Genomic DNA, 23,157 nt, shown 5'->3' with positions numbered 1-23,157 from the left:
ACTATCTCGTACGAATATGTTTGCAGGGATATTTATAGTCGTTCCATTTCCTGAATGACCTCTTCGGTCCATAAAAACGCTCGATTGAATGCGACGGTCAGACGCATGCTTGACTGAAAATCTTCACCTTTTAAAATCTGCTGTTCGGTAATCAATACATGTTTCAGAACTTTGCCCAAATCACCTTCCATTCTGGTCAAAGCAGCGCTCACCTCTTCCGTTAAATCTACCAGGTTAATGAATTCCCTGGTTTTTATACCCAGCAGAATATCTGTTGCACTCAGCAGCCCGATCAAAAATGCTTTTCCAGTGGTTGCTTTAGGTAGATTCAGTGAAGTGCAATAAAACTCACAGGCTTTGGCTCTGATCATTGCCAGCCTGAAGACTTCTACTGGACTGTCACTGGCGGACATAAATGAAAACAGGATAGCCCAGTACTTTAAGGTCTCCAGCCCCAGAAAAACAATTGCTTCCTGTAGACTACTGACATCTTTATTGAGGGTATATAAAGAGCTGTTGATTATTCTCAGCAACTGCATGCTTAGCTTGGGGCTTCGACTGACCACGCTCGTAATAGAATCAATATCTGCAGATTCATCATTCAGTACTTTCAATATCTGAACCAGAGTACCCTGTTCCGGGCGAATTTTTTTCCCATGAATCAATTTGGGTCTGGCCAGAAAGTAACCTTGAAAATATTCAAACCCCATCGCCTTATAGGTTTGAAACTCTTCATCATTTTCCACTTTCTCAGCCAGCCATTTGGCATCCAGATAACGATACTTTTCCTTAAAAGCCCGAATCTTTTCAACATCCTGTTCCATGACGTCAATTTTAATAACCTCGGCCAGTTCAAGCAGCGGCTGCCAGCTTTCATCAAATTCAAAGTCATCCAATGCAAAATGAAAACCTTTGCGTTTCCATGCCATTACTGACTTTACTACCGCCTCATCGACTTTAATGCGCTCCACCAGTTCAATAAACACCAGATCAGGATTTAGTGGCAGAAAAGCTTCTGATAGCAGAAAGTCTTTGGAAATATTGATAAAAACCGGTCGATTCAATGTTTCCATTTGTGTAGAGACACTGGAACAAAGATTCAAGACTACTTCCCTGGTCGCAAATACCTCACCTACTTCGAGTGCTGACTTTGAATCAGGGTCACGATAAAGTAACTCCGAACCAAACAAAGACATGTCATAACGATAAATAGGCTGTGCAGCTAGGAGGATTAAATCTCTTTCAGACTCGCTCATGGCAAATGTGGCATCCCTTTTTAAGGTAGTTTAAAACTCCGTAGTATGTTTTAAGAGTTGACAATGACGGTATTATTACCAATGCCAATCTGTACACGCTTCGGACACAGACCAGACTTTTTAGACTGGAGGCCAACAGCTGATCAGTATAGTTGGCTTACTGATTGTTTGCGCATAAATGATTGAGAATATTAATTAACATGGGAATGATAGTATTGGAAACCGGCTTGGCTGCCGGTTCCGAAAGGATCCCTGGTTAACACGAAAACCAGGGTGGACTATAGGTTTTTAATAACGGCCAACAGCTTCCATATAGTGTTTTCGGCACATGGATACGTATGACTCATTGCCACCGATGACAATTTGCTCACCTTCGGCGATTGCATTGCCATTTTGATCCATCCTGACCACCATGGAAGCCTTGCGCCCACAATGACAGATGGTCTTCAATTCAGAAATCTTATCGGCAATAGCCAGTAATCGTTCAGAACCTGGAAACAGTTTCCCCATGAAATCTGTCCGTATCCCGTAACACAGCACTGGCATGTCGTGCAGATCCACTATTCTGGCCAACTGATCAACCTGCGCCGTGCTCAAAAACTGCGCTTCATCGATCAGAATGCAGGCATATTGCTCACCGCGATTGATCATCGCCTGAATTTCCTGGTACAGATCCTGATCACCAAAGGTCAGCGCTTCTGACTCCAGGCCGATACGACTACAGATCCTGCCCTTACCAAAACGATCATCGATCGCAGCGGTGTATAACAACACCTGCATCCCGCGTTCCCGGTAGTTATATGCACTTTGCAACAGAGAAGTCGATTTACCTGCATTCATGGCTGAATAATAAAAATACAACTGCGCCATATAGATGATGTTCCTATGAAAATAAAGAAGGCGACCAGAGTTGGCCGCCGGGATTATAACTAAATTTTCACAGCGGTCAGCCCCAACTCCGATATTTGCGCTTGCTGGCTGTTCTGGGTAATGACGGCAGTGCTGCCAGGTTGATTCAGCAGATACTGTTCGGTAACCCGCTTGAGGTCTTCCAGACTGACCGACAATAGCTGTTCACGATACTGGCGACGCTGTTCGGGAGTACGACCATAAAGACGGTTATAGAATTCCGATTTCGCCTCACCGGACGGTGATGCCGGCTTATCCATGGAGCTGATTACGCCCAGCAAAGCCTCTTCAAACATATCGTAGGTGACTTCAGTATCGACAAACCATTGCAACGATTTGTCGAAATCATCCAAAGTACCTTTCAGACGTGGGTCACGGTAGCTGTAGAAACGGAATACGCCGTTGGAAGAGTCATGGCTCGCACCACCGCCATAGGCACCGCCCTTCTCGCGGATTGCACCATGCAGGTAATGATTACGCAGTATGCCGGCCAGAATAGTGAATACTGGATTATCAGGATGGTCAGCTGCGACAGTCGGATATGCCTTGGCACAGAAGTTCACCTGTGTGTTGGTCATCCAGGCGGTATTGGTATGTTCAAACTCTCCGGCACTAAGCTCCACTCCGGGAGTGCCAGACAGTATGGGCTGCCAACGAGCAACATCAAGATCATGGTCAGCAATCGTCAGGACCTGTTTCTCTGTAGAAATCAGTTTTCGATGCAGCTGTACCAATTGTTGCGACAATGACTCCCTACCAGCTTGATCCGCCAAACCGTCGTGCATACGTTTGATGTACTGAATAGACTCCAGGCCATTCAACATCAAATTCAAGCGACCTCCCAGGGACCAGCTCGCAGATGCAGCCCCCATGGCCAGGGCATGACCATTACCGGTAATAGACTGCTCTTTTCGGGTACGAATCTGGCTGATGAGTTCGTAAATACGATCCAGCTCATCAAACCTTGGATTTTGCAGATGCTCCATCATCAGGTCTTCGAGATGGGACACATTACGGTCCAGCGCCTTACCAGACAACACAAAATGACCATCGACTGTGGCACAACTGTCGAGTGCTGAACGATACCCCATCCAGGCATTCAGACCACCCGTGTAGCGGGCCTGCAACCCCTGAACGTCGAGATAGCTTTGACCGGACGTGCCTAACTCAGTCAATAGCGTGGTGAGTGTGGGCACCAGCTGCAATTCGGCTTCTGTCAGTTCAGGTACTTTACACACCACCTGAACATAGCTGATACCGTTACTGCCGGCCTGATAGTGAGACCATTGGGGCGTACTGATTTTGGGGTCAAGGTGATGGATTTCGGCTGGAACATCCTCTAGCGTGACTTTTGGCAAAATGTCGGGATCATCCTGTTGCGCCTGACGCTCTTCCAACAGCCTGGCCTGCTCGACCAATTGTTGTTTCTGCTCATCAGTTAACGAAGCACTGATGGCATCCAGTTTTTCCCGTTCAGCCTTATCCTGAGTAGCGGCCAGTTGCGCATCCGGTTCCATGACCAGGCGGGTACGATGTTGATTTTTGAGAAACAACTTACGGATCAAATCCGGAATATAGGTTGGCTGAGTGATATTTTCCCGTAATTTGGTCAGGATAGGATCAATATCGAGGTCCGCCAGAGCATCACCATCATGAACAGCAGCAGGCAGACAGCCAAGAATGAGCTGTAGACCATAAGGATAGCTATCACCGCCGATCTCCCTCTGGCTGAACTCCAACTGATGCAACACCGCTTCCAGCTGTTCTTGTGGAACCCCTTCATCGGCCACTTTTTGCAACGTATCCAATATCAGCTGTTCAACAGCTTCAGCCTGATCGGGGTTGGAGCCTTCAAGTCCACAAACGAAAGCCATTTCTCGGTTGGAGGTTTCCAGACCACATAGTGGTGACGGTGACACTCCCAGATCACTCTGCTCCAATGCCTTACGAAGCGGTGAGGCACTGTTATCCAATAGCAGATTGCTGATCAAATGCGCTTCCATCTGTTCAAACAGATTGGCACTGTCACCCAACATCCACCCCACTATTACGTGGGTTTTGTTATCAAGTTCACCTTCTTCAACCGCATATTTTTCCACTACTGAACGTGGTGAGGTTCTAGCCGGTTCCGGCATAACCCGCAGGGTTTTGCCCAGAGGTTCAAAACGAGATAAAGCCTGGTCGTGAATTTTCTGCTGTAACTCTTCAACCGGGATGTTCCCGAAGGTCATAAAAATGGCATTAGAAGGGTGATAATGAACCCGATAGAACTCTTTTAGTTGCTCATAGGACAGGTCGGTAATATCGACCGGTTCACCGCCACTGTTGTGATGATAGGTTGATTCGTCCCATATGTGCCGGGTAAAGAGTCGCCACAATTTTTGGGTGGCAGAACTCATAGCCCCCTTCATTTCATTGAATACCACGCCCTTGTACTGCAAAGCAGAAGAAGCATCCTGGGCATTCTCAAACTCAAGGCGATGACCTTCCTGCTTGAAATCCAGTTCGTTTAAATTTGAAAAAAAGACAGCATCGAGATAGACGTCCAACAAATTAAAAAAGTCTTTGCGGTTTTCACTGGCAAATGGATATGCCGTCCAGTCGCTGCTGGTAAACGCGTTCATGAACGTATTCAAAGAACGTCGGATCATGGTAAAAAACGGATCACGTACCGGATATTTCTCACTGCCGCATAACACGGTGTGCTCCAGTATATGGGCTACGCCTGTGGAGTCAGTTGGAATGGTGCGAAGGGCCACCAAAAAAACGTTCTCATCATAATCAGTTTTTAAATGAAAATGCTGCGCACCGGTCTGACTGTGGCGGTATTCCTGAGCCTGAATGCCCAGAGAGGATATTTCCTGAGTTCTGATTAGTTCGAATGCACTATGGTGCGGCATGATTCTCTCTCTATCTTGATGACTCATTATTATGACTGATCACGTAGCACCGCCGTAGTTATTGAGATAATGTATTACAAATCACTCGATAACAATAAGAAGACGCTGATGGAAACCGTTCAAACCAACATTGATGCTCGCGGTGTCGCGACTCTTACCATTAACCGTCCTGAACGGGCAAATGCTTATAATGACGAAGTCATTTATTCTTTAGTAACGGCACTTGATGACTTTTCAAACCATCCGGGTATTCGTCTGGTTTACCTGAAAAGCACCGGCCAAATCTATTCTGCTGGGGCTGATTTAACATGGATGGGCAAAGTTGTAAATTCCGGGGGGCATTCAAATCGTAGCGATTGCCAGCAGACGGCCAGGTTATTTTCCACTATTTATAACTTTCCCCTACCCATCCTGACAACCGTCCAGGGCCCGGTATACGGGGGCGGAGTCGCCATGGTGGCCTGTTGCGATATCGTCCTGGCTGCGATTGAGGCAGAGTTTTTTTTAAATGATGTAAAGTATGGTCTCGCCCCCGCTGTCGCGAGTCCGTATTTGATCAAAGCTCTCGGAGAAAAACGTGCCAAATACTACTGCCTGACTACCCGACCCTTCACCGCTCCGAAGGCATTATCCTACGGACTGGTTCATGAAGTACTGCCTCCTGATCACCTCGAGTCCGCTGCCGAACAAATTATCACAGACCTTTGCACTTTCAGCCCGACAGCCCTGCGGCAAACCAAGGCAATGTTGCAATACAGTGCCTGTGAGCCATTTGACGATGACTTGATCGATGTAACCGTGGAATGCTTTGCCGAACTTCGAAACGGACCGGATTTCCAGGAAAGCCTGAACACATTTGTGGAACGCAAGCATCTAAATCACGGCTAATGTCTACTCATGATCCACACCGGCCACAATAAATGGCAACAACATCTGCACGATTTGGGAAATGTGGTTATCTATGTGGGTATCGTTGAGTGCCATGGCCCTTAACGTCTCGATATTAGATAACGTAAAAATAGTCGCACCGATCGCAAAATGTATTCGCCAAAACAGATCGTTAGGCGAAATATCCGGGCGACTCAACTGAATAGCCGCAATAAAGCGCTTATAAGTATGGTGGTAATTGATACGAAGGAACTTTTTCAAATGTCCTTGAGACTGCGTATAGGCAAGCCCAAGTAACTTCAGAAATAAACTCAGGCGATTACCCGAAGAACTATCATGCACACCGACCAACATCGTCTTCGCCAAGAGCGCCAATACCTGTTCCAGCTGGGCCTGACCATTCTTTTCGGTCGTCAGCGTATCCAGCTCCCGATCCAGTAACTGGCAAAACGGATTCAAGAAACGCGCGAAAACAGCCTGTATTAATTCCTTTTTGGAACCAAAGTGGTAGTTGACCGCTGCCAAGTTAACGCCCGCATGAGAAGTGATGGATCTGAGGGAGGTTTCCGTAAAACCATGGGTAGCGAATAATTCCTGGGCAGTATCCAGTATTCGAGAAGCGGTATCCTGCTGTGTCACCCTTACATCACCTCAATTTAAACAAACGTTTTAAACATATGTTTAGATCAAGATTTTGTCAACGATGAGAAATAAGATCCCATACTTACTCAGACAACAGACATTACATAGCCTCTACATCCAGAATATATTGAAAATCATTCATATAACTCCATAATAGTAAGCAACTTTCCAAAGGAGCTAAACAAACATGTCCGATTTACAAGAGTTGAACAGTATTGCTTCGGGCAACCGCAGCACAGCATCCGTTTCAACATCTGCAAACAAAGTCTTACGTAATACCTACAGCCTGTTAGCGCTGACGTTACTGTTTAGTGCATTTACCGCTTTTGCGGGTATGGCAATGGGTCTTGGTCAGGGGGCTTCTCTGGTCATGATGCTTGGAGCTATCGGGATTCTTTGGTTTGTATTACCCCGTTCCATTAATTCCAGTATGGGCCTGGTGTGGACATTCGTATTCACCGGCCTGATGGGCGCATCTCTGGCACCTATGCTGAGCTATTACATTGGCGCAGGAATGGGTGGCCTGGTACTGCAGGCATTGGCAGGCACTGCCGTCATTTTCTTTGCCTTGTCCGCGTATGCGTTGATCAGCAAGCGTGACTTCTCATTCCTGGGTGGCATTCTGTTTGTTGGTCTGCTGGTAGTTCTGGTTGCCGCTCTGGCCAATATCTTTTTTGCCATTCCAGCGATGCAACTGATGGTTTCCGGTGCAGTGATTCTGATCATGTCAGGCTACATCCTGTTTGATACCAGCCGCATTATTCATGGTGGCGAAACCAACTACATCAGTGCGACTATCAGCCTGTATCTGAACATCTACAACATTTTTGTACACTTGCTTTCTATTTTGGGCGTTATGAACGACGACTAAGATGAGCTATCCTAAAAAGCCCCGACAAGTTGTTGGGGCTTTTTTTTGTCCCTGAATCAAGTACCAACCATGAACTATAGCGTTACCATTACCGCTCCCCCTTACCTCTCGGAAAATCACGAGACTGCATTTGCCGTTTGTGAAACCCTGCTAACAGCCGGGCACACACTGACTCAGGTCTTTTTTTATGCCGATGCCGTAACGATTGCCAACACTCTGACCATCCCCCATCAAAACGAAACCAACTGGCAGCAAGCCTGGGTGGAACTGGCCAGTCAGCATGACGTGGACCTGATCATCTGTGTGGCTGCTGCTCTGAGACGAGGTGTCGTCAACGAACAGGAAGCTCATAATAATCAACTCCCCTATGCCAACTGCCATCCTGGGTTTACCATTTCCGGGTTGGGTGAATGGGTAACAGCAACCGCCATGGCAGACAGACATCTGGTGTTTAAATGAGCTATAAATTCTGTTTTATTTTCGAAAGCGACGCACTTGCTTCTCAAGTGATGGATGAAGGCATCGATATGGCATTTGCCGCTGCAGCATTTGATCAGGAAGTGACGATTATTATGACAGCCCAAAACAGCCCACTGGTACATCGACACAATGAGTCTCAGCATCGGCTGATCAAAAAACTGAAGTCACTATCGATGTATGGTATCGAACAGTTGTTTGTTCTGGACGACACCGAAGAACTGATGCCGGGATGGGAAACCATTGATGCAGACCAGTATAAGCAAGCCCTAAATACTGCCAATCAGGTAATGGTGTTTTAAGCATGGCAACATTATATACCTACAACCGATCAGAAAACCTTCCAGACGCTCTGCTGATGCAACTTGAGGCTACGGATGCGCTAATACTCATGGGGCCGGCGGTTGTTCTCCTGCCCTCGCTTAAGGCGGTTCAGGCGCAATTATACCTATTGGAAGATCACCTGCGGAAACGTAACCTGTCCACTACCAATACTCACCAGGCTCACGTAATCTCCCTATCCGAGCTGGTAACACTGACTGAAGAATATCCGAAGTATATAGCGTGGTGATGTGTGAATATTGATCCTGAAGGTTTTCTACTGAATTTTCGCGACTGGAACCGCGACCTGGCTTACCAAATTGCTGCCGATAATCAGATCGAGCTTGCCGATGAACATTGGGAAATCATCGAACTGGCACAGGCTTTTTTTCAGGAATTCGATTACGCCCCCTCCCAACGCCCGTTGGCAAATTTTATTAAACAAGGACTCGGTAAAGACAAAGCCTCCAGCATTTATCTGATGAAACTGTTCGGTGCCAGTCCGGCCAAAATGGTCGCCAGACTCGGCGGCCTGCCAAAACCTAAAAACTGTCTTTAACAAAGATTTTTATGAACAAACATCCATTCGCGGAATTTATCCGCATCCTCGGAAGAGGCAAGAACGGCAGTCGCTCATTAACTCGTGATGAAGCACGCGATGCATTTTCCATGGTGTTGGAAAATACCATCGAAGAGGTGCAACTCGGTGCATTCCTGATGTTGCTACGGGTCAAAGAGGAAACCGGCGAAGAAATCGCCGGATTTGTCGATGCCAGCAAACATCATCTCAACGCCCCACAACATCTATGTGCAGATATCGATTGGGGATGTTATGCCGGTAAACGCCGGCATAACCCCTGGTTCGTGCTCAGTGCCCTGGCTCTTTCCCAGGCTGGTTACAAGGTCTTTATGCATGGTGCACAAGGACATACGGCAGGCAGGGTTTATGCTGAAGACACCTTTATGGAATTGGGTTTGCCGATAGCGAACAACTGGCAACAGGTGGAAACCGCTATGGCGCAGCAAAATATCGTGTATTTTCCAATTGCGCATTTATGTCCGCGTCTTCACCAGTTAATTGAACTGCGTCCGTTACTGGGGCTACGCTCCCCGGTTCATACTCTGGCAAGATTGCTCAATCCACTGAACTCATCAGCAGTGGTACAAGGTATTTTTCATCCGGCTTACAATGGCATTCATCAACGGGCCGCCAGTCAACTGGGCTATAAAAGTACCTTGATCATTCGCGGTGAAGGCGGCGAATTTGAGCGCAACCCGGAATCGAAACTGACACTGTTTCGGGTGATAGATGGCCTGGAAAGCACACTCGATATGGACACGGTCCTTAAACAAAGACAGATCAAACCTGATTCTTTGGATATAACCTATATGAAGTCCATATGGCACGGCACTCACAATGATCTTTATGCCGAAGCGGCCATTACTGCCACTCTGCAACTTGCATTGATGACAATGGCAACAGACATGACACCCGAACAGGCCAGTCAAAAAGCTCAGGAAATCTGGCAAAACAGAAATCCCGATACTTTACAACCCTGAGCCCAACAAGGCTGGTCATTCAGCCTTGTTTTACCCCCTTCAAAGTCCGGTTCAACCAACCCACCAAAAACTTAATCTGATCACCATTGTTCTCAACAATTCCCACATAGTGACTGACCTTGCTGAGAGCAAACTGATTGATAAACAACTCAGAATCATAGCCATTAAGACTGGCTAAAGTTTGAGGTCCGACGATACCGTCAGCATCCGTCCCCACGACTTCCTGAGCATACTTAACAGACGTTCGAACACCGGTATTGACGGCAAAATCATAAATACTATTTGCCACCGACTGGTTGTTCATCTGATCACCTTTGATTGGATTCCAGAATTCCTGCTGATAAAAATCCGCGACCATTTGCTTGAGTGCAGGGTTGTCAGTATCTCCCCGATCAATGAGCTGCCAACCTGGCCATTGAGGATGATATTTACGGGAGATGCCCGCGTACGTTTGTCCACCGGTATCACCCGGGACAGTATGATCTACATAACCGCCTTCATTGCGGATAGTCAATTCAAATGCCGTTTGAAAATCTGCCATGCTGTTCTCCTTATTAACGTTAACACATAATCACAACACAGCCCTCCCAATACAGTTTAGGAATAGCTGAATAATGCGGGAACCACTCTGGGCCATTCACGCCACAATGTGACTATTGAAACTGTTTGTCCAGACCCAAAGATGCTGTCATTCAGTATCCGGCATGGAATCCCAACCAAGCCGGCTGCGCAAGCGCACCACTTCACCGATAATAATCAACGTTGGCGCATGAACGACCTGTTCTTCAAGTTGCTCTGGCATAGTCGCCAACGTTCCGGTAATCACTTTTTGTTCCGGTGTAGTACCCTTGGAAATCAAGGCAATAGGAGTCTCCGCATCACGACCATGGTGGATCAATTGCTGACAAATAATAGGCAATCCGTTCAAGCCCATGTAAAACACCAGCGTTTGATTGGCGTACACGAACTCCTGCCAAGGTAAATTCAAAGTGCCGTCTTTGAGATGACCGGTAATAAACCTGACGGATTGAGAATAATCGCGATGGGTCAACGGAATCCCCGAGTAACTCGCGCAACCACTGGCAGCAGTGATACCCGGCACAACCTGGAACGGAATCTGGTGCTCCATCAAGCCTTCGATTTCTTCGCCCCCACGGCCAAAAATAAACGGATCTCCACCTTTAAGCCGGAGTACTCGCCGACCTTGCAACGCATGCTCAATCAACAAGCGATTGATATCATGCTGTGGCAGAGTGTGATTGGAGCGACGCTTGCCAACGTGAATCAGCTCCGCATCACGTTTTACCAGATCCAGAATCGGTTGTGAGACCAGAGCATCGTAGAACACGATATCGGCCTGCTGCATCAAACGAAGTGCCTTGAAGGTCAACAGGTCAGGGTCACCTGGACCGGCACCCACCAGATATACCTCCCCTATCTCTCGACTATCGGCCTTTGCCGCCTGAAGCTGTCTCTCCAACAGGGTTTCTGCCTGTGCTTGTTCGCCGCTGAATACCAGCTCAGCCACAGCACCCGTGAGTACCTTTTCCCAGAATGCACGCCGACGGCTTATATTCGGCAACTCTTGTTTGACCATAGACCGATAGCGGGTTGCCAGACGACCCAGCAACCCAAATGCTGCCGGGACAGAAGCTTCTATCCGCCCTCTAAGCAACCGTGTCAGTACGGGAGCCTGACCACTGCTGGAGACCGCCGCCAGCACCGGATCACGATCAATGATGGCCGGGAATATAAAACTGCCTGCAGCGCCGTCATCGACCACATTGCACAGTATGGAATGGTGTTTACAGACACTGGCAATTTGCGCATTCAACTCATCGTTATCCGTTGCCGCCACAACCAGTTGCCGCTGTTCGAGAATGGCCGAAAGCTGATCAGCCTCTACTGTCATGACTGTTAAGGTCAACAGACCTTCATATTGCTGTGCCAAATGCTGAAAACGGGCATCCATCTCCGGCGCACAGACTTCTACCCGCCCACCGGCTTTCATCACCAGCTCGGCTTTGCGGGCCGCTACATGGCCGCCACCAATAATGAGACATGAATAAGAGTGTACTTTTAAAAAAATCGGTAGAAATTTCATTAATCGACCCGGTTTGATATGTGGCCACACAAAACAGTGACGGCAACCTAAATGAGTGGCAAATCATATCACCGTTACCGAATACTGAATAATCCTTGCAATAATTAACAATGCTCTGCTCCAGAGACACCGACGGACATTTTTCTATCGGCCGCTAAACTAACCACCAATACCACGCTATCACCGCAACTATAAAGACCACTCTCTTATGTCCAAATAACGCGAACTTCAGACCATTTCAGTTATCCTGCACGACACTCTCGAGGGTTACCGACAAAGGCAGATAAGTCGTACACTGAGTTTCAAATCCCGAAGCTCATTTTTGTTGGGTAGTCGCGCCAAAGGTGACTGAGTAGACAACCCGAACACTGGCTATAAACGGTTTGGCTGTACGGTCAAATCCGTGCCTACGGGATAGATCAGGCACACGATTCAGGATGAGAGCAATCATCTACAGCAAGGTCCCTACTTCTTTATGGGTAGTCGCGCGGAAAGCATTGCGTTGTTGACGGCCAAACCCAAACCACGTCAGAGCCTGGGCAGCTGACCGTACAGGCAAGACAGAATATTACCCGGAAACACCATGACTGATGGCTTGGCAGGGCGGGAGAATTTTTCCATTATGGTTAGTTAATGGTTCAAAACCGCAGCGTTGCAACTTTCATCAGGTCACCGAAAAACCATGCTCTTGCGCTCTGTTTGTTTATACCAATTATCTCCCTAACTCTCCCGAAATTCTAAAACTCCGCAACCTTTGCGTACGGATCGATCTCAAATTTGCGACACCTTACCCTCAACAACAAATGTCATCAGCACAGTTTTCGACGCTTACAGCGAGGCTATATCGATACCCGCCATGCCGAGCACGTTGAAATGACGAAGAACAACTAAACCACCTGGAATCAGAAGGAGTGCAATGACATTGAGTACTCTGGAGGGAAGGGCCTGTCTGCGACAGCTTGTATACATCAGCAGCACTTTCGTCCGGCTACATTAATTTCTCGAATCAACAAACATGTTTGCGCAACCATACCTGTTTATGAGCATTCAAAAACGCTGTTAACGCTCTTTTAATGGGTCTACAGAGACAAAACTTGCCGCCAGGGCAAAATCGCCACAACCTCCTATTTAATGAGAGACACATATGTCCTGCAAGAAGCATATATCGCAATAAACGTAAGACATACATTGAATTGAGCAAATTCCATTCCAAGCGTTCTGGTTAATATTGCAGACAAACAGCCGTTTTAGTCCATGTGTTACCCAGGTTTACTGAGGTATGATCGAACGCTCTGGTGTTGATATCATCAGAACAAAACCGGGTTGGTAACTGTCTGTTACTTGATAACCTCACCTGTAGTCCCGGTCAAAAACATATTCTTAAGTAGTTTTTCGAATGAAAGTTCACATAGGAGAATAATAAAAATGAACGAGACAACTGCTTTACTACCATCCTCTCTTTCACGTCTGATAGCCACCTCAGTACTGGCAATCACAGCTACCGTTGCGGCCATTCCCTCAGCAGCCGATACCAGTGACTTTCGCGGTATGAACTGGGCACGCCTGGGCGATAACTTTACCTCCGGCCGGCTCGTACTCCAGGGTCTTAGCATCAACGACAGCTATAACACCATCTATACCAAAGCCAACGCCATCTATGACGATATGAACTCTACAATGGGTGTCAATACCGTCCGCCTACCAGTTAACCCGGCGACAGTCAGCGATACCGCATGGTGGAACAACTATCGCGCCACCATTGACGCCGCAACGAATCGGGGCTTCAAGGTAATTCTCACTTACTGGGAAGATGGTTCAAACTCGGGCGGTAAGGTTTCTAACATGAGCACCTGGACCAGCATGTGGTCGACAGTCGTCAATGCGTATGCCGGCAACAACCTGGTCTACTTCGAACCGATGAACGAACCGCATGGTTACAATTCTTCTGAATGGCGGAATATTGCCGCCAGTTGGATAAATAACCATAACACGGTGCCCAAAAATCGCGTACTGGTAGATGGTATCGGTTTTGCTCAGGATGTCACAGATCTCTGTAACGACAGCCGTTTTGATGGATCCTTGCTGTCACTACACCACTACGCCTTTTTCTACGGCGAAAAAGACTACTGGGGTTGGCGCAACCATTTCGAAGCACGCCAGAGCAGTTGTTATGATCGGGTGGTCATGACAGAGTTTGGAGCGCCCATGGATTCTGGCCTCAACTTTATGACCACAGAATACAACGACAACTTCGTGGCTTATATTCGGGCGGTCACCGGTAGCATGCACGACCGAAAAATAGGCAGCGTCTACTGGCCGGCCGCTGGCGGCAAAAAAACAGAAGGTCGAGATAACTATGATCATTATTCGATGTTTGCAATCAGTGGCACCAACAGCGACATGTGCCTGTCGGTCCGCAATGTCTCCGGTGCCCAACGGATCATGTTCGGCTGGGGAGATACAAACCCGACGTTAGGTAATGGTTGTGACGACAACAGTGGCATCATCAGTGGTAAAGCCTACTACATTCAAAACCGTAACAGCGGCATGTGCCTGCGCACACTGAACGGATCAACCGCGGATGCCACCAGCATCGTGCAATACTCCTGCGGTACCGACGACGCGGAAAAATGGATTGTCAGTGCGCTTGGCAACAACCAATACTCCATTGTTCAGGTCGCCAGTGGCAAATCCGCCGATATCAACGGTGCTTCTACAGAAAGTGGTGCCAACAACATCATCTGGCCCCGCAACAGCGGTAACAACCAAAAATGGCGCATTGCACCTCAAGGTAACGGGTATGTCCACATTATCAACGCTAACAGTGGCCAGTTGCTCGACATCAGTGGTGGTTCAACCGCCAACAACGGCAACAACATCCAATGGCCCGAAAACGGCGGCCCCAACCAGGACTGGACATTCATTGTGGCAGATTAAATACCCACATTGATTTATATGTCGATAAACAGAAGGCAGCTTTTTGGCTGCCTTCTGTTGTTACCAAACAAACTTTTAGGTCATTGCACCCTATTCAAATGGCAATGCACTCTCCTGGTCATCTCCCATATGCAATTCAGCACCATCCATTGACATTAGAACGGCGCAGAAACCGCACGATGAAGGTTTAGAGGGCCTCTGAAAAATAGGAATAGTTTTACTCACAACACCGCAATTTACTGGCGTAAATGAGGATGTGAGATGGGTGCTGACATTGTCCTGCGCGAAAATGGGCTATTTTTCAGAGGCTCCCTAGGACTAGGGTTTCTCAAGATACTCTATCAATGTATCAAGAAATACACGCACACGATTAGGGAGAAACTGGCGATCAGGATAAAGTGAATGGATGGATACATCTTCTTGGTGTAGATCATCAATAAACAAAGGAGTAAGCAGCCCGGCCTTTACATCATCTTTCACTAAAAATTCAGGTAATAGGCTAATCCCCATACCTGTACAGCAAGCGACGCGAATAGCATCACCACTATCAAATCTTATAAATGATCGGCCTTGAATTTTAACCGATTGATCATTCTTTGTTTTTAATTTAAAACAGGCTGGCGCTGTTCCTGAGCCATAAATTAATACCTGATGTTCATTTAAATCAGCGATGACTCTTGGCGAATTATTATTTTTCAAATATCCAGGAGCGGCATATAGCCCTATTCTCGACCTATCAATAACACGTCTAATATATTGTGTGCTTGTATACGACTCGCCAACTCGGATAGCTAAATCAATCCCTTCTTCCACTAAATCGACGATGCGGTCAGTAAAACTGATATCAAAAGAAAGTTCTGGAAATTGTCGTTGAAACTGCTGGATAAATGGGAGTATGACCGTTTTACCGTAACCTTCTGATACGGTAATTTTTAGCGTACCTTTCAGTTTGATTGGCTGCTTACATAGGCTGGATTCAGCCTCCTCTATGCTTTTCAGTATCTGTAAACATCGCTCATAAAACTCCTGCCCTTCCACAGTCAGTGTCACTTGACGGGTAGTTCGGTGAAAAAGCCGGGTTTCTAAATAACCCTCTAATCGGGCTAGCGCTTTTCCTGCTGCAGAGCGAGTCAGCCCAATGCTTTTTCCTGCCGAGATAAAACTTCCTGTTTCTGCTATGGCAACAAAAATACGGATAGCCATTAAGTCCAGGGAGGTTCCGTAGGGGGCTTTATTCGGGAATTTTCGATCACTCATAAGGGAATATTATTCGTCAATAAATCAATTATAGTATCAATTGTAGATCAAAAAATGAGGAAATTTCTATATGTTGTCCCAAAAAGCAAAAGAGACGTTAAATGGTTGGATTGCAGCCGCAGGCCCGGTTGTCGATAAAGTATTAGATAAATCTGAAGCATCATGGCGTGAAGCGCGTCGACAGTATATGTCTGGCTTGGAAGCATTATTCCCCGCACTTGAAGATGTAGACTATCAGACAGAGCGCATGGGGGTTGTTGATTCGTTGGTTTGTGTGCCTCAGAATCTATCAGAGCCACATCGCATCATCTTATACATTCATGGCGGTGGATATGTTCACGGTGGTGTGGAAGCTTACAAAGCGCTCTGTGGGAATTTAGCCAAAAAACTCAACGCTAAGATCTATATCCCAGACTATCGACAGGCACCGGAGCACCCATTTCCAACGCCCATTGACGATGTTTATTCAACTTACCAGAACCTGCTAAAACAAGGTTATAACCCCAAAAATATCAGTCTGATTGGCGACTCTGCCGGTGGTGCAATGGTGGTGACCATAATGAGAAAAGCGCGTGACGCAGGGTTACCACTTCCTTCGTCAGGAGTGGCTTTTTCTCCATGGGCTGATTTAACTCATAGTGGTCAGTCTGCCATAACCCGCGATGGCATCGACCCAATATGTAGTGTTGAGTTTTTAAATAAACTAGGGCGCATATTTTTAGGTGACGAAGTCGCCACCCATCCAGATGCTTCTCCCGTCTTTGCAAATGTACAAGGGCTATCCCCCATACTATTACAGCTAGGTGAAAATGAAGTCATGTTAAGTGATGCATTACGATTAGGGACAAACCTTGCCGAAGCAAAAGTACGTACGTCAATTGAAGTATGGCCAGAAATGTTCCATGTTTGGCACCTTTTTGCCGGACAACTACCAGAAGCCGACCAAGCAATAGATAGCGCGGTGTTATTTATTAAAAATAATCAGGCAGGTTAGCCCCTACTACTGGACTAAGGTAAGGTATTTTAGTCTCGACTTGATCTGACACCTTTTCTTGAAAGAGAGAGGGTTACCGGTTTGAAAATAGGTGTCGAATCCAATCAAACCCAAAAAAGTAACCCTCATGCTTCATAGTACCAATCCATTATTAAACACAAAACCGGATTACTTAACCTGGCCGAAGAACTCGGCAATGTCTCAAAAGCCTGCAAGGTCATGGGTGTCTCCAGAGATACGTTTTATCGTTATCAGCAACTCACAGATCACAGTGGCGTTGACGCATTGATCAATAAGAATCGGTGCACTCCTAATCTCCTTTAGAGTGAATTAGAGTGCCGGGAGGGTTATCAAAAGCTCTTCTGGCATGTCTATGGTTATAAACGGATTTATAAGAGCCTGTCCGCCTTCGACTTTGGCAGCTTTTAATGAATTGGTGACTTCTCCTGCAACCCGCTTTTCGATCATTGCTATTAGGATATTTCTGAGCGTCAATTTATCAGAATCATTGATAACCGCCGGCATGCAGTCTAACAGACCATTGAATTTATTTGGATCTGAGAAGTAGAGCCGGTCATGGCACAGCGCATCAAGAGAAAGCACATTAAATGCGCTGGTAACGATATATTTTCTCTGTCATTGGACTAAATCACTTCCAGCAACTCTTTAAATTCAGGAGAGTTCACATCCATCGCTTCTATCAAGTAATCTTTTCTGATATCTAACAGCACACCACCCTTGAAAACAAAAAACTCACTGTGGTTTTCAAGTAAAAAATTAGCCAAATGCCTTGGAATTCCAACATTCTGCAATTCGATTACACGCTGGTCATTCGTGCCGTATTCAAGAAATTCCCCCCAATTTTCACCTGCGTTTTTGTCGCCTAATTTCTCTGCCAAGATATCGTAATAATTGCTGAAATAGTTTTTAAGTTTAAACCTCAAGATATTATCGACATCCGATATAAGGTTGTTGATCACCATATTGATGTGCTCTTGGCTACCGGAATTAAAAATGACCAGTTCTGTTCCATTCCATATCTCCCCCTTATTCCTGTAATAATTTATGGTATCGCTGATCATCCAACTTAAGGACTTCGAATTCATCCAGCTAGACATTAAAACCGCATAATATCTCAAAGTTTCACGCGATGGCAGCAGTGGCTTTCTGCCGCCCACTTCTTCGATTTCCCAAGAATAAAAGTCACATAAAAGTTCGAGCTTTTCTAATGTAGAAGTGTAACTTATGTCTGATGACAGTTTTTTAGAAGCCAAGTCTTCACATTGGTAAATGTGATTTTGATATTTAGATTTAATCATCGAATATGATGAAAGAATCTTTTCTGGTATCACCATCTCTTTCTTAAGCTTTTGCAAAACTGATTTTGCATTATCATTCTTTGCCAGAAAATTAGACCTCAGAACCGAGTCATCTGATCGAATTTCGTGGATCAGTGCTATGTTTGCATAGTGATTATAAATATTTCGTTCATTATCCGTAACATTCTGTCTCGTAAATTCTTTCCCCGTAAGTGAAGCCTCGATGTTTTTATAAAAACGTCTTCGCCCTGAACTCAGCAAAGGCTCAATAGGTTCTATATCTCTATTTCTTACTACACTTAAATCTTCTTCAGGATGCTCCCACCTATTTCTCTTATCTTGAATACGAGCACATATAATGTTGCCTGAAAGCTCTCGCGTAAGTCTTCCTGCACGTCCGGCCAAATTCCAAAAATCAATATCCGTAAATTTGGTAAGGCCAATGGCATTGTTAAGTATGAATATATTTTTAGCCGGAAGATTAACGCCCTCTAGCAGTGTTGAGGTGCAAAATACAAAATCTATGGCTCTATCAGAAAATAGTTGCTCGACTTTTTCTCGTATTCTTTGCGGAAGGCTTCCAAAATGGAAAGCCACTCCCTTTTTAAGGCAATTAATTAGAAAATATTTTTTATGCAGATGCTCTTCGATGACAGATATAACCTCATCAATCCGATCATCCTCTTTATCTGACAAAGTTTTCGAGAATTCCAATGCATATTCAACGGTGTCGCTCTTTGTATTACAGTATATGATACTTGCATCACGCTTACTTAAACGCTTTATCCATGCATAAAAATTATCATCGCTGAAATCAATATTTACATTTTGCTCATCCGCCACATCTGAAAACATTAAACAACGCTTATCAAGAAAATCTAAAAAGTATCTATTCTGAGAAACCGGAGAACTTTTTACACTTTTTGCTTCCTCTGTACTTTTCTCAAAAAGTTGTAGGAACACTTCTGGATTAGGAATATTAGGCGATGCAAAATAGAGCTTAATACTCTTTTTCTCGGCTTGGAGAATTGCATGATAATATAGCGGACTTCTTGTATCATTTGGGGACGTGACTTTTTGCGCCTCATCAATGAATAAATACCCAATTTTGGGATTACTAAATTCCGCAAGATATGCCGTCAATCGCTCCGGTGTGAAAATAAAAATAAATTTCTTTTCTTCTGCTCTAAAGGATTCGGGAACAGTTGGATGAGAAAGAATTTTATAGTTCTCAATATCAGAGAATTCCTTTTTTAACTGTAACAAAGTTTGGTTGATCAATGCTCTTGTTGGGACAAGGATAATAATATTCTCATTACAATTATTCTCCTCTATCAAATGCCTTATAAACTCTTTAATAATAAAAGATTTTCCTAAGGATGTTGGCCCTGAAAAGCTGTAATGGTTACTGTTCTTTAGATTGCTAAAAATCTCATATTGTTCATCGGTAAAGATCAGGTTTTTGCTACGAGATTTCTGATATATCTCCTTAAGACTTTTCTCAAAAATAAGTTCAATCGAATTATCATCAGAGCCTAAATCATTGTCTTCTAAAAACTTTATCGCTGGGAAGTTTCCAAGCTTGACCAAAATAGAATGAGCAAACCTCTTAAAGAGGCTGTCGCCCTTATAGTCATCAATCAAAAGGCTCACTGTTTTGTAGGATTTATTTTGTGCCTTAAAGTTTTTTGAGCGCGAAAGAATGTCTGCGAAGCGCAATAAATCAACATATTCCTTGGCACTTAAAAGAGTTTTTTCTACGCCAAAAAAGTTGGAGACAGACAACATCTCTGCTTTTATGAACAAGTCTATAAAATACTCATCTTCCAATATCTCTGCCGATAGTTTGTCAAAAAAACTCATGCTGTGATCTCTTTTTGAATTTTTTTGCGGCTATCTTCTAGGTTTGTAAAAGGTAATACGTATATATAGAATTGATGACCTGATAGCTTGTAGTTTTCTATTTTCTTTTTTATGTGTTCAAAAGATTTTTCAACTTCAGACTTAACCTGATCTTGAATCTTTAGACGAAACTCTGAGTTGGGGAGACACTTATCTGCCACGCTTATGGAAATTTCATAACCAACAAATATTCCGAACGCATCATCTACCTCAAAGTCATTATCCCGTCTTGGGTAAATGATTGAACGGATAAAATCTGCTTCTTCATCATTATATTCCTCTTTCTCCAAATTGTCGCTCACTAGAGCTTTTTCGTACGGCAAACCGCTCTTCTCATCGCCCTTGGCGTTAATACACCTTTTGAATTCATCAATTGACTTGAAGGCATCGGTTAATGCTGTTGTCAGGGATTTAATCGTTTTGGACTCACCAAAAATAAGCTGATAATTTCCATCATCCAGTTTTAAAAAATGCACACCATCCGCACCGTTCACGTAATGACCCGTGGATGTTTTTAATTCTAACTTGGAAAGAATTTTAGGAGCGTTTAAATGGGTTTCGAGGAAGCAATACAAAAGGAGCTCGCCTAATTCACCCTTATTCTTAAGATAATCCAGAAACTTTTCTCTGGCCTTCCTAGACAGTGTTCCGGGACGATCCGAATAACGCTCCCGTACCTTTCTTGACAAAGAATACTCTATAACTGGGTCAGTTAAACGATCCGATAACGAGTTATAGTCAAACTCATTTGCATTTATTTTTAGCACGAACAAATCCAGCTTATTTTTGCCATACTCATCCAGCACCTTCGAATTTATATGGTCAAAGCTATCCAAAAATTCCGTGCTTTTGATACTTAGTTCCATGACTCAACTTCCAGCAATGTAGAAAAACCAATAAAATATTTCACTAACACCACCACCTAACATATATGCTTTTGCCGACTTTCTTCTGATGGCTTAAAAACCCTAAATACAACTTAGTGTCCGCTTTGGGCCACAAGCAGCTATTTCAGCATAGTATAAGTATCCGCCTACGACATAATTAACCGTTCAATTATTCTACAGATTTCCCGCCTCACAACTCCAAAGGCAGATACACAAACCGGATTTCATTCGGCAGGATGCAAAGGTAGTCGAGGGTTTGGATGCATGGCCCAAGGCGCATTAGAATGAGCAATGCTCAAGGCACGCTTACGCCGTTGTGATAAAAACAGCCATGCATTGAGATGGTGGCGTTTAGAATGACAGGCCAGCCAGTTTTGAATACTGGCTTCTGTGGTGGTGTTTAATACTGTTAAACAGTAATGAGTGTTTTTTTGATGGTTTGATGTCCAGAATATCCCTGGCCTTCAGATGGCTGACTGCCCAATGGTCAGGGACAGTCATTCATTGGCTCGGTAAGTGGTGTTAATGCCGAGCGTCAGTAAACATAAGTTCTGAGGTCCTGAATCGGAAAACACCGATTCATTCGGTATTGGCGCATAAAAAAGTGTCTCAGTCAGGCCGGTTTTCCTGAGAAATTTCGGCAAGTGTAGATACTTATTATCGCGCCACGGACAGCGATGATGATGGCGATTTTAATCACTATCGGTGATGAAAATGTCTCATTTGCCAGAGTGGCAAAAAATTATCACGGTTCCTACGCGGCTTAAAAATCAAACGTTTTATGATACGAGCCATACACCTTATGCAGTGACCGTAGATGAGCCGGGTAATACGTTTTTGTGCAATTCGGGAGTGTATATTTTTACCCGCTAAGGCCTTCTGTAGAGTGGTTCCAGGCAGGGAACCGTTAGCACATGGACCACAAAAAAAGCGCAGATTTACGGTACAACCTGGCACTGGCTCATTCGCTGAAACCTGTGAAATCCTTATGGCATCTAATCTGACGCCCGGCACTGGGAATGGCGCTGTGTGCAGAAGATATGCCCTGAAAACCGCCAACCCCCTTCTGGATACTGGGCTAACAGGGTATTACACAAGCCAAACAAGCGAGGTGTGTGAGTGTGCAGAATCTTGATCAACCGCGCTACTAATGCCAAGCAGGTCATTTCTGAGGCTATCGGGGTGTTTGACACGATTGGCTCTGACGAAAGAAGTTGCTACGATGCCGGCCATGAAAACAACACTTGATCACCTCCCCCTCGATAAGCAAGAGCAGCTGCGCCATGCGGTTGATATTATTGTGCAAGCCGTTCAACCCTGCATGCTGATTTTATTCGGCAGCTATGCCCGTGGTGACTGGGTGGACCATTTGGAAGAGGACCGTGTCCATTACCGCTATCAAAGCGATATGGATATTCTTGCCATTACCAAAAACAAGGTACAGGCCCGCAAGATTGAGTTTAAAACGTCCCTGAGCAATCGTTTGATGCGGGAAGTCAAAACGCCGGTCAGTCTGATTGCGGAAGAGATTTACTTTGTGAATGCCCAGTTAGCCAAAGGCCAGTATTTCTATGTCGATATCTACCGCGAGGGCATCCTGTTGCACGATACCGGCAAGCTGGAGCTGGTAGAGCCGAAAGAACTGCCTCTGCCTGAGCGGAAAATAGAGGCGCAAAAGCATTTTGATCATTGGCTAAAGGCTGCAAAAGAAGACTTAATGATGTATGAGGCAGCTACTGAGAGAAAACTGCACAACAAGGCAGCTTTTTCATTGCATCAGGTTACAGAGCGCCTGTATTCCATGATTCTGCTGGTGTTTACCCATTACAAACCCAAACTCCATGATCTTGAAAAGCTACGCACCTTAACCGGAAGCATAGAACCGGAGTTCTTATCTGTATTTCCGCAAAACACGCCCTTTGAGCAAAACTGC

The 23,157-nt window shown here is 45.2% G+C and carries 20 protein-coding genes and 1 pseudogene; 11 read left to right on the top strand and 10 right to left on the bottom strand.

The window, feature by feature from the left end; all coding sequences use genetic code 11:
• Nucleotides 1-32: 32 nt before the first annotated feature.
• From ACQY6I_RS00405 to ACQY6I_RS00395, 3 genes are all read right to left on the bottom strand, one after another.
• Nucleotides 33-1,256: an EAL and HDOD domain-containing protein gene (locus tag ACQY6I_RS00405; protein WP_428239490.1), complete on the bottom strand. Its 1,224-nt coding sequence runs from the start codon at nucleotides 1,254-1,256 to the stop codon at nucleotides 33-35.
• Nucleotides 1,257-1,544: 288 nt separating this feature from the next.
• Nucleotides 1,545-2,126 carry a thymidine kinase gene (locus ACQY6I_RS00400; protein ID WP_428239489.1) on the bottom strand — a complete coding sequence of 194 codons (582 nt, stop codon included), beginning with the start codon at nucleotides 2,124-2,126 and terminating at the stop codon, nucleotides 1,545-1,547.
• Nucleotides 2,127-2,185: 59 nt separating this feature from the next.
• Nucleotides 2,186-5,065, bottom strand: coding sequence for an insulinase family protein (locus ACQY6I_RS00395; protein ID WP_428239488.1), 2,880 nt, complete (start codon nucleotides 5,063-5,065; stop codon nucleotides 2,186-2,188).
• A 108-nt stretch (nucleotides 5,066-5,173) separates the two neighbouring features.
• Between ACQY6I_RS00395 and ACQY6I_RS00390 the strand changes: the two genes are divergently transcribed.
• The gene (locus ACQY6I_RS00390) at nucleotides 5,174-5,953 is read left to right on the top strand and encodes an enoyl-CoA hydratase-related protein (protein ID WP_428239487.1); all 780 of its coding nucleotides are present in this window, start codon (nucleotides 5,174-5,176) and stop codon (nucleotides 5,951-5,953) included.
• 3 nt (nucleotides 5,954-5,956) lie between these two features.
• On the opposite strand, the gene ACQY6I_RS00385 is transcribed toward ACQY6I_RS00390, so the two are convergent.
• The gene (locus ACQY6I_RS00385; RefSeq protein ID WP_428239486.1) at nucleotides 5,957-6,592 is read right to left on the bottom strand and encodes a TetR/AcrR family transcriptional regulator; all 636 of its coding nucleotides are present in this window, start codon (nucleotides 6,590-6,592) and stop codon (nucleotides 5,957-5,959) included.
• 190 nt (nucleotides 6,593-6,782) lie between these two features.
• Between ACQY6I_RS00385 and ACQY6I_RS00380 the strand changes: the two genes are divergently transcribed.
• The 6 genes from ACQY6I_RS00380 (at nucleotide 6,783) to ACQY6I_RS00355 (ending at nucleotide 9,824) form a co-directional block, all read left to right on the top strand.
• Nucleotides 6,783-7,466 (top strand): Bax inhibitor-1/YccA family protein, encoded by a 684-nt coding sequence (locus ACQY6I_RS00380; protein ID WP_428239485.1) that lies wholly within the window; start codon nucleotides 6,783-6,785, stop codon nucleotides 7,464-7,466.
• Nucleotides 7,467-7,535: 69 nt separating this feature from the next.
• Nucleotides 7,536-7,925, top strand: coding sequence for a sulfurtransferase complex subunit TusD (tusD, locus tag ACQY6I_RS00375; RefSeq protein ID WP_428239484.1), 390 nt, complete (start codon nucleotides 7,536-7,538; stop codon nucleotides 7,923-7,925).
• Nucleotides 7,922-8,245, top strand: coding sequence for a hypothetical protein (locus ACQY6I_RS00370; protein ID WP_428239483.1), 324 nt, complete (start codon nucleotides 7,922-7,924; stop codon nucleotides 8,243-8,245). The genes tusD and ACQY6I_RS00370 overlap by 4 nt, the downstream gene beginning before the upstream one ends.
• A gap of 2 nt (nucleotides 8,246-8,247) precedes the next feature.
• Nucleotides 8,248-8,514 carry a DsrH/TusB family sulfur metabolism protein gene (locus ACQY6I_RS00365; RefSeq protein WP_428239482.1) on the top strand — a complete coding sequence of 89 codons (267 nt, stop codon included), beginning with the start codon at nucleotides 8,248-8,250 and terminating at the stop codon, nucleotides 8,512-8,514.
• A gap of 3 nt (nucleotides 8,515-8,517) precedes the next feature.
• Nucleotides 8,518-8,823 (top strand): TusE/DsrC/DsvC family sulfur relay protein, encoded by a 306-nt coding sequence (locus tag ACQY6I_RS00360; RefSeq protein WP_428239481.1) that lies wholly within the window; start codon nucleotides 8,518-8,520, stop codon nucleotides 8,821-8,823.
• 11 nt (nucleotides 8,824-8,834) lie between these two features.
• Nucleotides 8,835-9,824 (top strand): glycosyl transferase family protein, encoded by a 990-nt coding sequence (locus ACQY6I_RS00355; RefSeq protein ID WP_428239480.1) that lies wholly within the window; start codon nucleotides 8,835-8,837, stop codon nucleotides 9,822-9,824.
• 19 nt (nucleotides 9,825-9,843) lie between these two features.
• On the opposite strand, the gene ACQY6I_RS00350 is transcribed toward ACQY6I_RS00355, so the two are convergent.
• On the bottom strand, nucleotides 9,844-10,365 hold the full coding sequence (locus tag ACQY6I_RS00350; protein WP_428239479.1) for a glycoside hydrolase family 108 protein: 522 nt from the start codon (nucleotides 10,363-10,365) through the stop codon (nucleotides 9,844-9,846).
• A gap of 147 nt (nucleotides 10,366-10,512) precedes the next feature.
• Nucleotides 10,513-11,928, bottom strand: coding sequence for a siroheme synthase CysG (gene cysG, locus ACQY6I_RS00345; RefSeq protein WP_428239478.1), 1,416 nt, complete (start codon nucleotides 11,926-11,928; stop codon nucleotides 10,513-10,515).
• Between the two features lie 1,425 nt (nucleotides 11,929-13,353).
• Between cysG and ACQY6I_RS00340 the strand changes: the two genes are divergently transcribed.
• Nucleotides 13,354-14,865: an RICIN domain-containing protein gene (locus ACQY6I_RS00340; protein WP_428239477.1), complete on the top strand. Its 1,512-nt coding sequence runs from the start codon at nucleotides 13,354-13,356 to the stop codon at nucleotides 14,863-14,865.
• 318 nt (nucleotides 14,866-15,183) lie between these two features.
• Here ACQY6I_RS00340 and ACQY6I_RS00335 read toward each other — a convergent pair whose 3' ends face one another.
• Nucleotides 15,184-16,122: a LysR family transcriptional regulator gene (locus ACQY6I_RS00335; RefSeq protein WP_428239476.1), complete on the bottom strand. Its 939-nt coding sequence runs from the start codon at nucleotides 16,120-16,122 to the stop codon at nucleotides 15,184-15,186.
• 70 nt (nucleotides 16,123-16,192) lie between these two features.
• On the opposite strand from ACQY6I_RS00335, the gene ACQY6I_RS00330 reads away from it, so the two are divergent.
• Nucleotides 16,193-17,116, top strand: coding sequence for an alpha/beta hydrolase (locus ACQY6I_RS00330; RefSeq protein WP_428239475.1), 924 nt, complete (start codon nucleotides 16,193-16,195; stop codon nucleotides 17,114-17,116).
• Nucleotides 17,117-17,243: 127 nt separating this feature from the next.
• Nucleotides 17,244-17,434, top strand: a pseudogene (locus ACQY6I_RS00325) (helix-turn-helix domain-containing protein); the annotation flags it as partial.
• Nucleotides 17,435-17,446: 12 nt separating this feature from the next.
• Here the strand turns inward: ACQY6I_RS00325 and ACQY6I_RS00320 are convergent.
• The 3 genes from ACQY6I_RS00320 to ACQY6I_RS00310 are packed head-to-tail and all read right to left on the bottom strand — an operon-like array spanning nucleotide 17,447 to nucleotide 21,203.
• Entirely contained in the window at nucleotides 17,447-17,719 is a 273-nt protein-coding gene (locus ACQY6I_RS00320; RefSeq protein WP_428239474.1) for a hypothetical protein, read from the bottom strand.
• A gap of 41 nt (nucleotides 17,720-17,760) precedes the next feature.
• Nucleotides 17,761-20,298 carry a DEAD/DEAH box helicase gene (locus ACQY6I_RS00315; protein WP_428239473.1) on the bottom strand — a complete coding sequence of 846 codons (2,538 nt, stop codon included), beginning with the start codon at nucleotides 20,296-20,298 and terminating at the stop codon, nucleotides 17,761-17,763.
• Entirely contained in the window at nucleotides 20,295-21,203 is a 909-nt protein-coding gene (locus ACQY6I_RS00310) for a HamA C-terminal domain-containing protein (protein ID WP_428239472.1), read from the bottom strand. The genes ACQY6I_RS00315 and ACQY6I_RS00310 overlap by 4 nt, the downstream gene beginning before the upstream one ends.
• 1,252 nt (nucleotides 21,204-22,455) lie before the next feature.
• On the opposite strand from ACQY6I_RS00310, the gene ACQY6I_RS00305 reads away from it, so the two are divergent.
• The coding region (locus ACQY6I_RS00305; protein ID WP_428239471.1) for a hypothetical protein at nucleotides 22,456-23,157 on the top strand (702 nt) is incomplete at its 3' end.

Source organism: Gynuella sp. (assembly GCF_050297175.1).
In the GTDB taxonomy this organism is placed as follows: domain Bacteria; phylum Pseudomonadota; class Gammaproteobacteria; order Pseudomonadales; family Natronospirillaceae; genus Gynuella.
The sequence above is the reverse complement of the archived record's forward strand: the minus strand, read 5'-3'. Positions and strand labels throughout refer to the sequence as shown.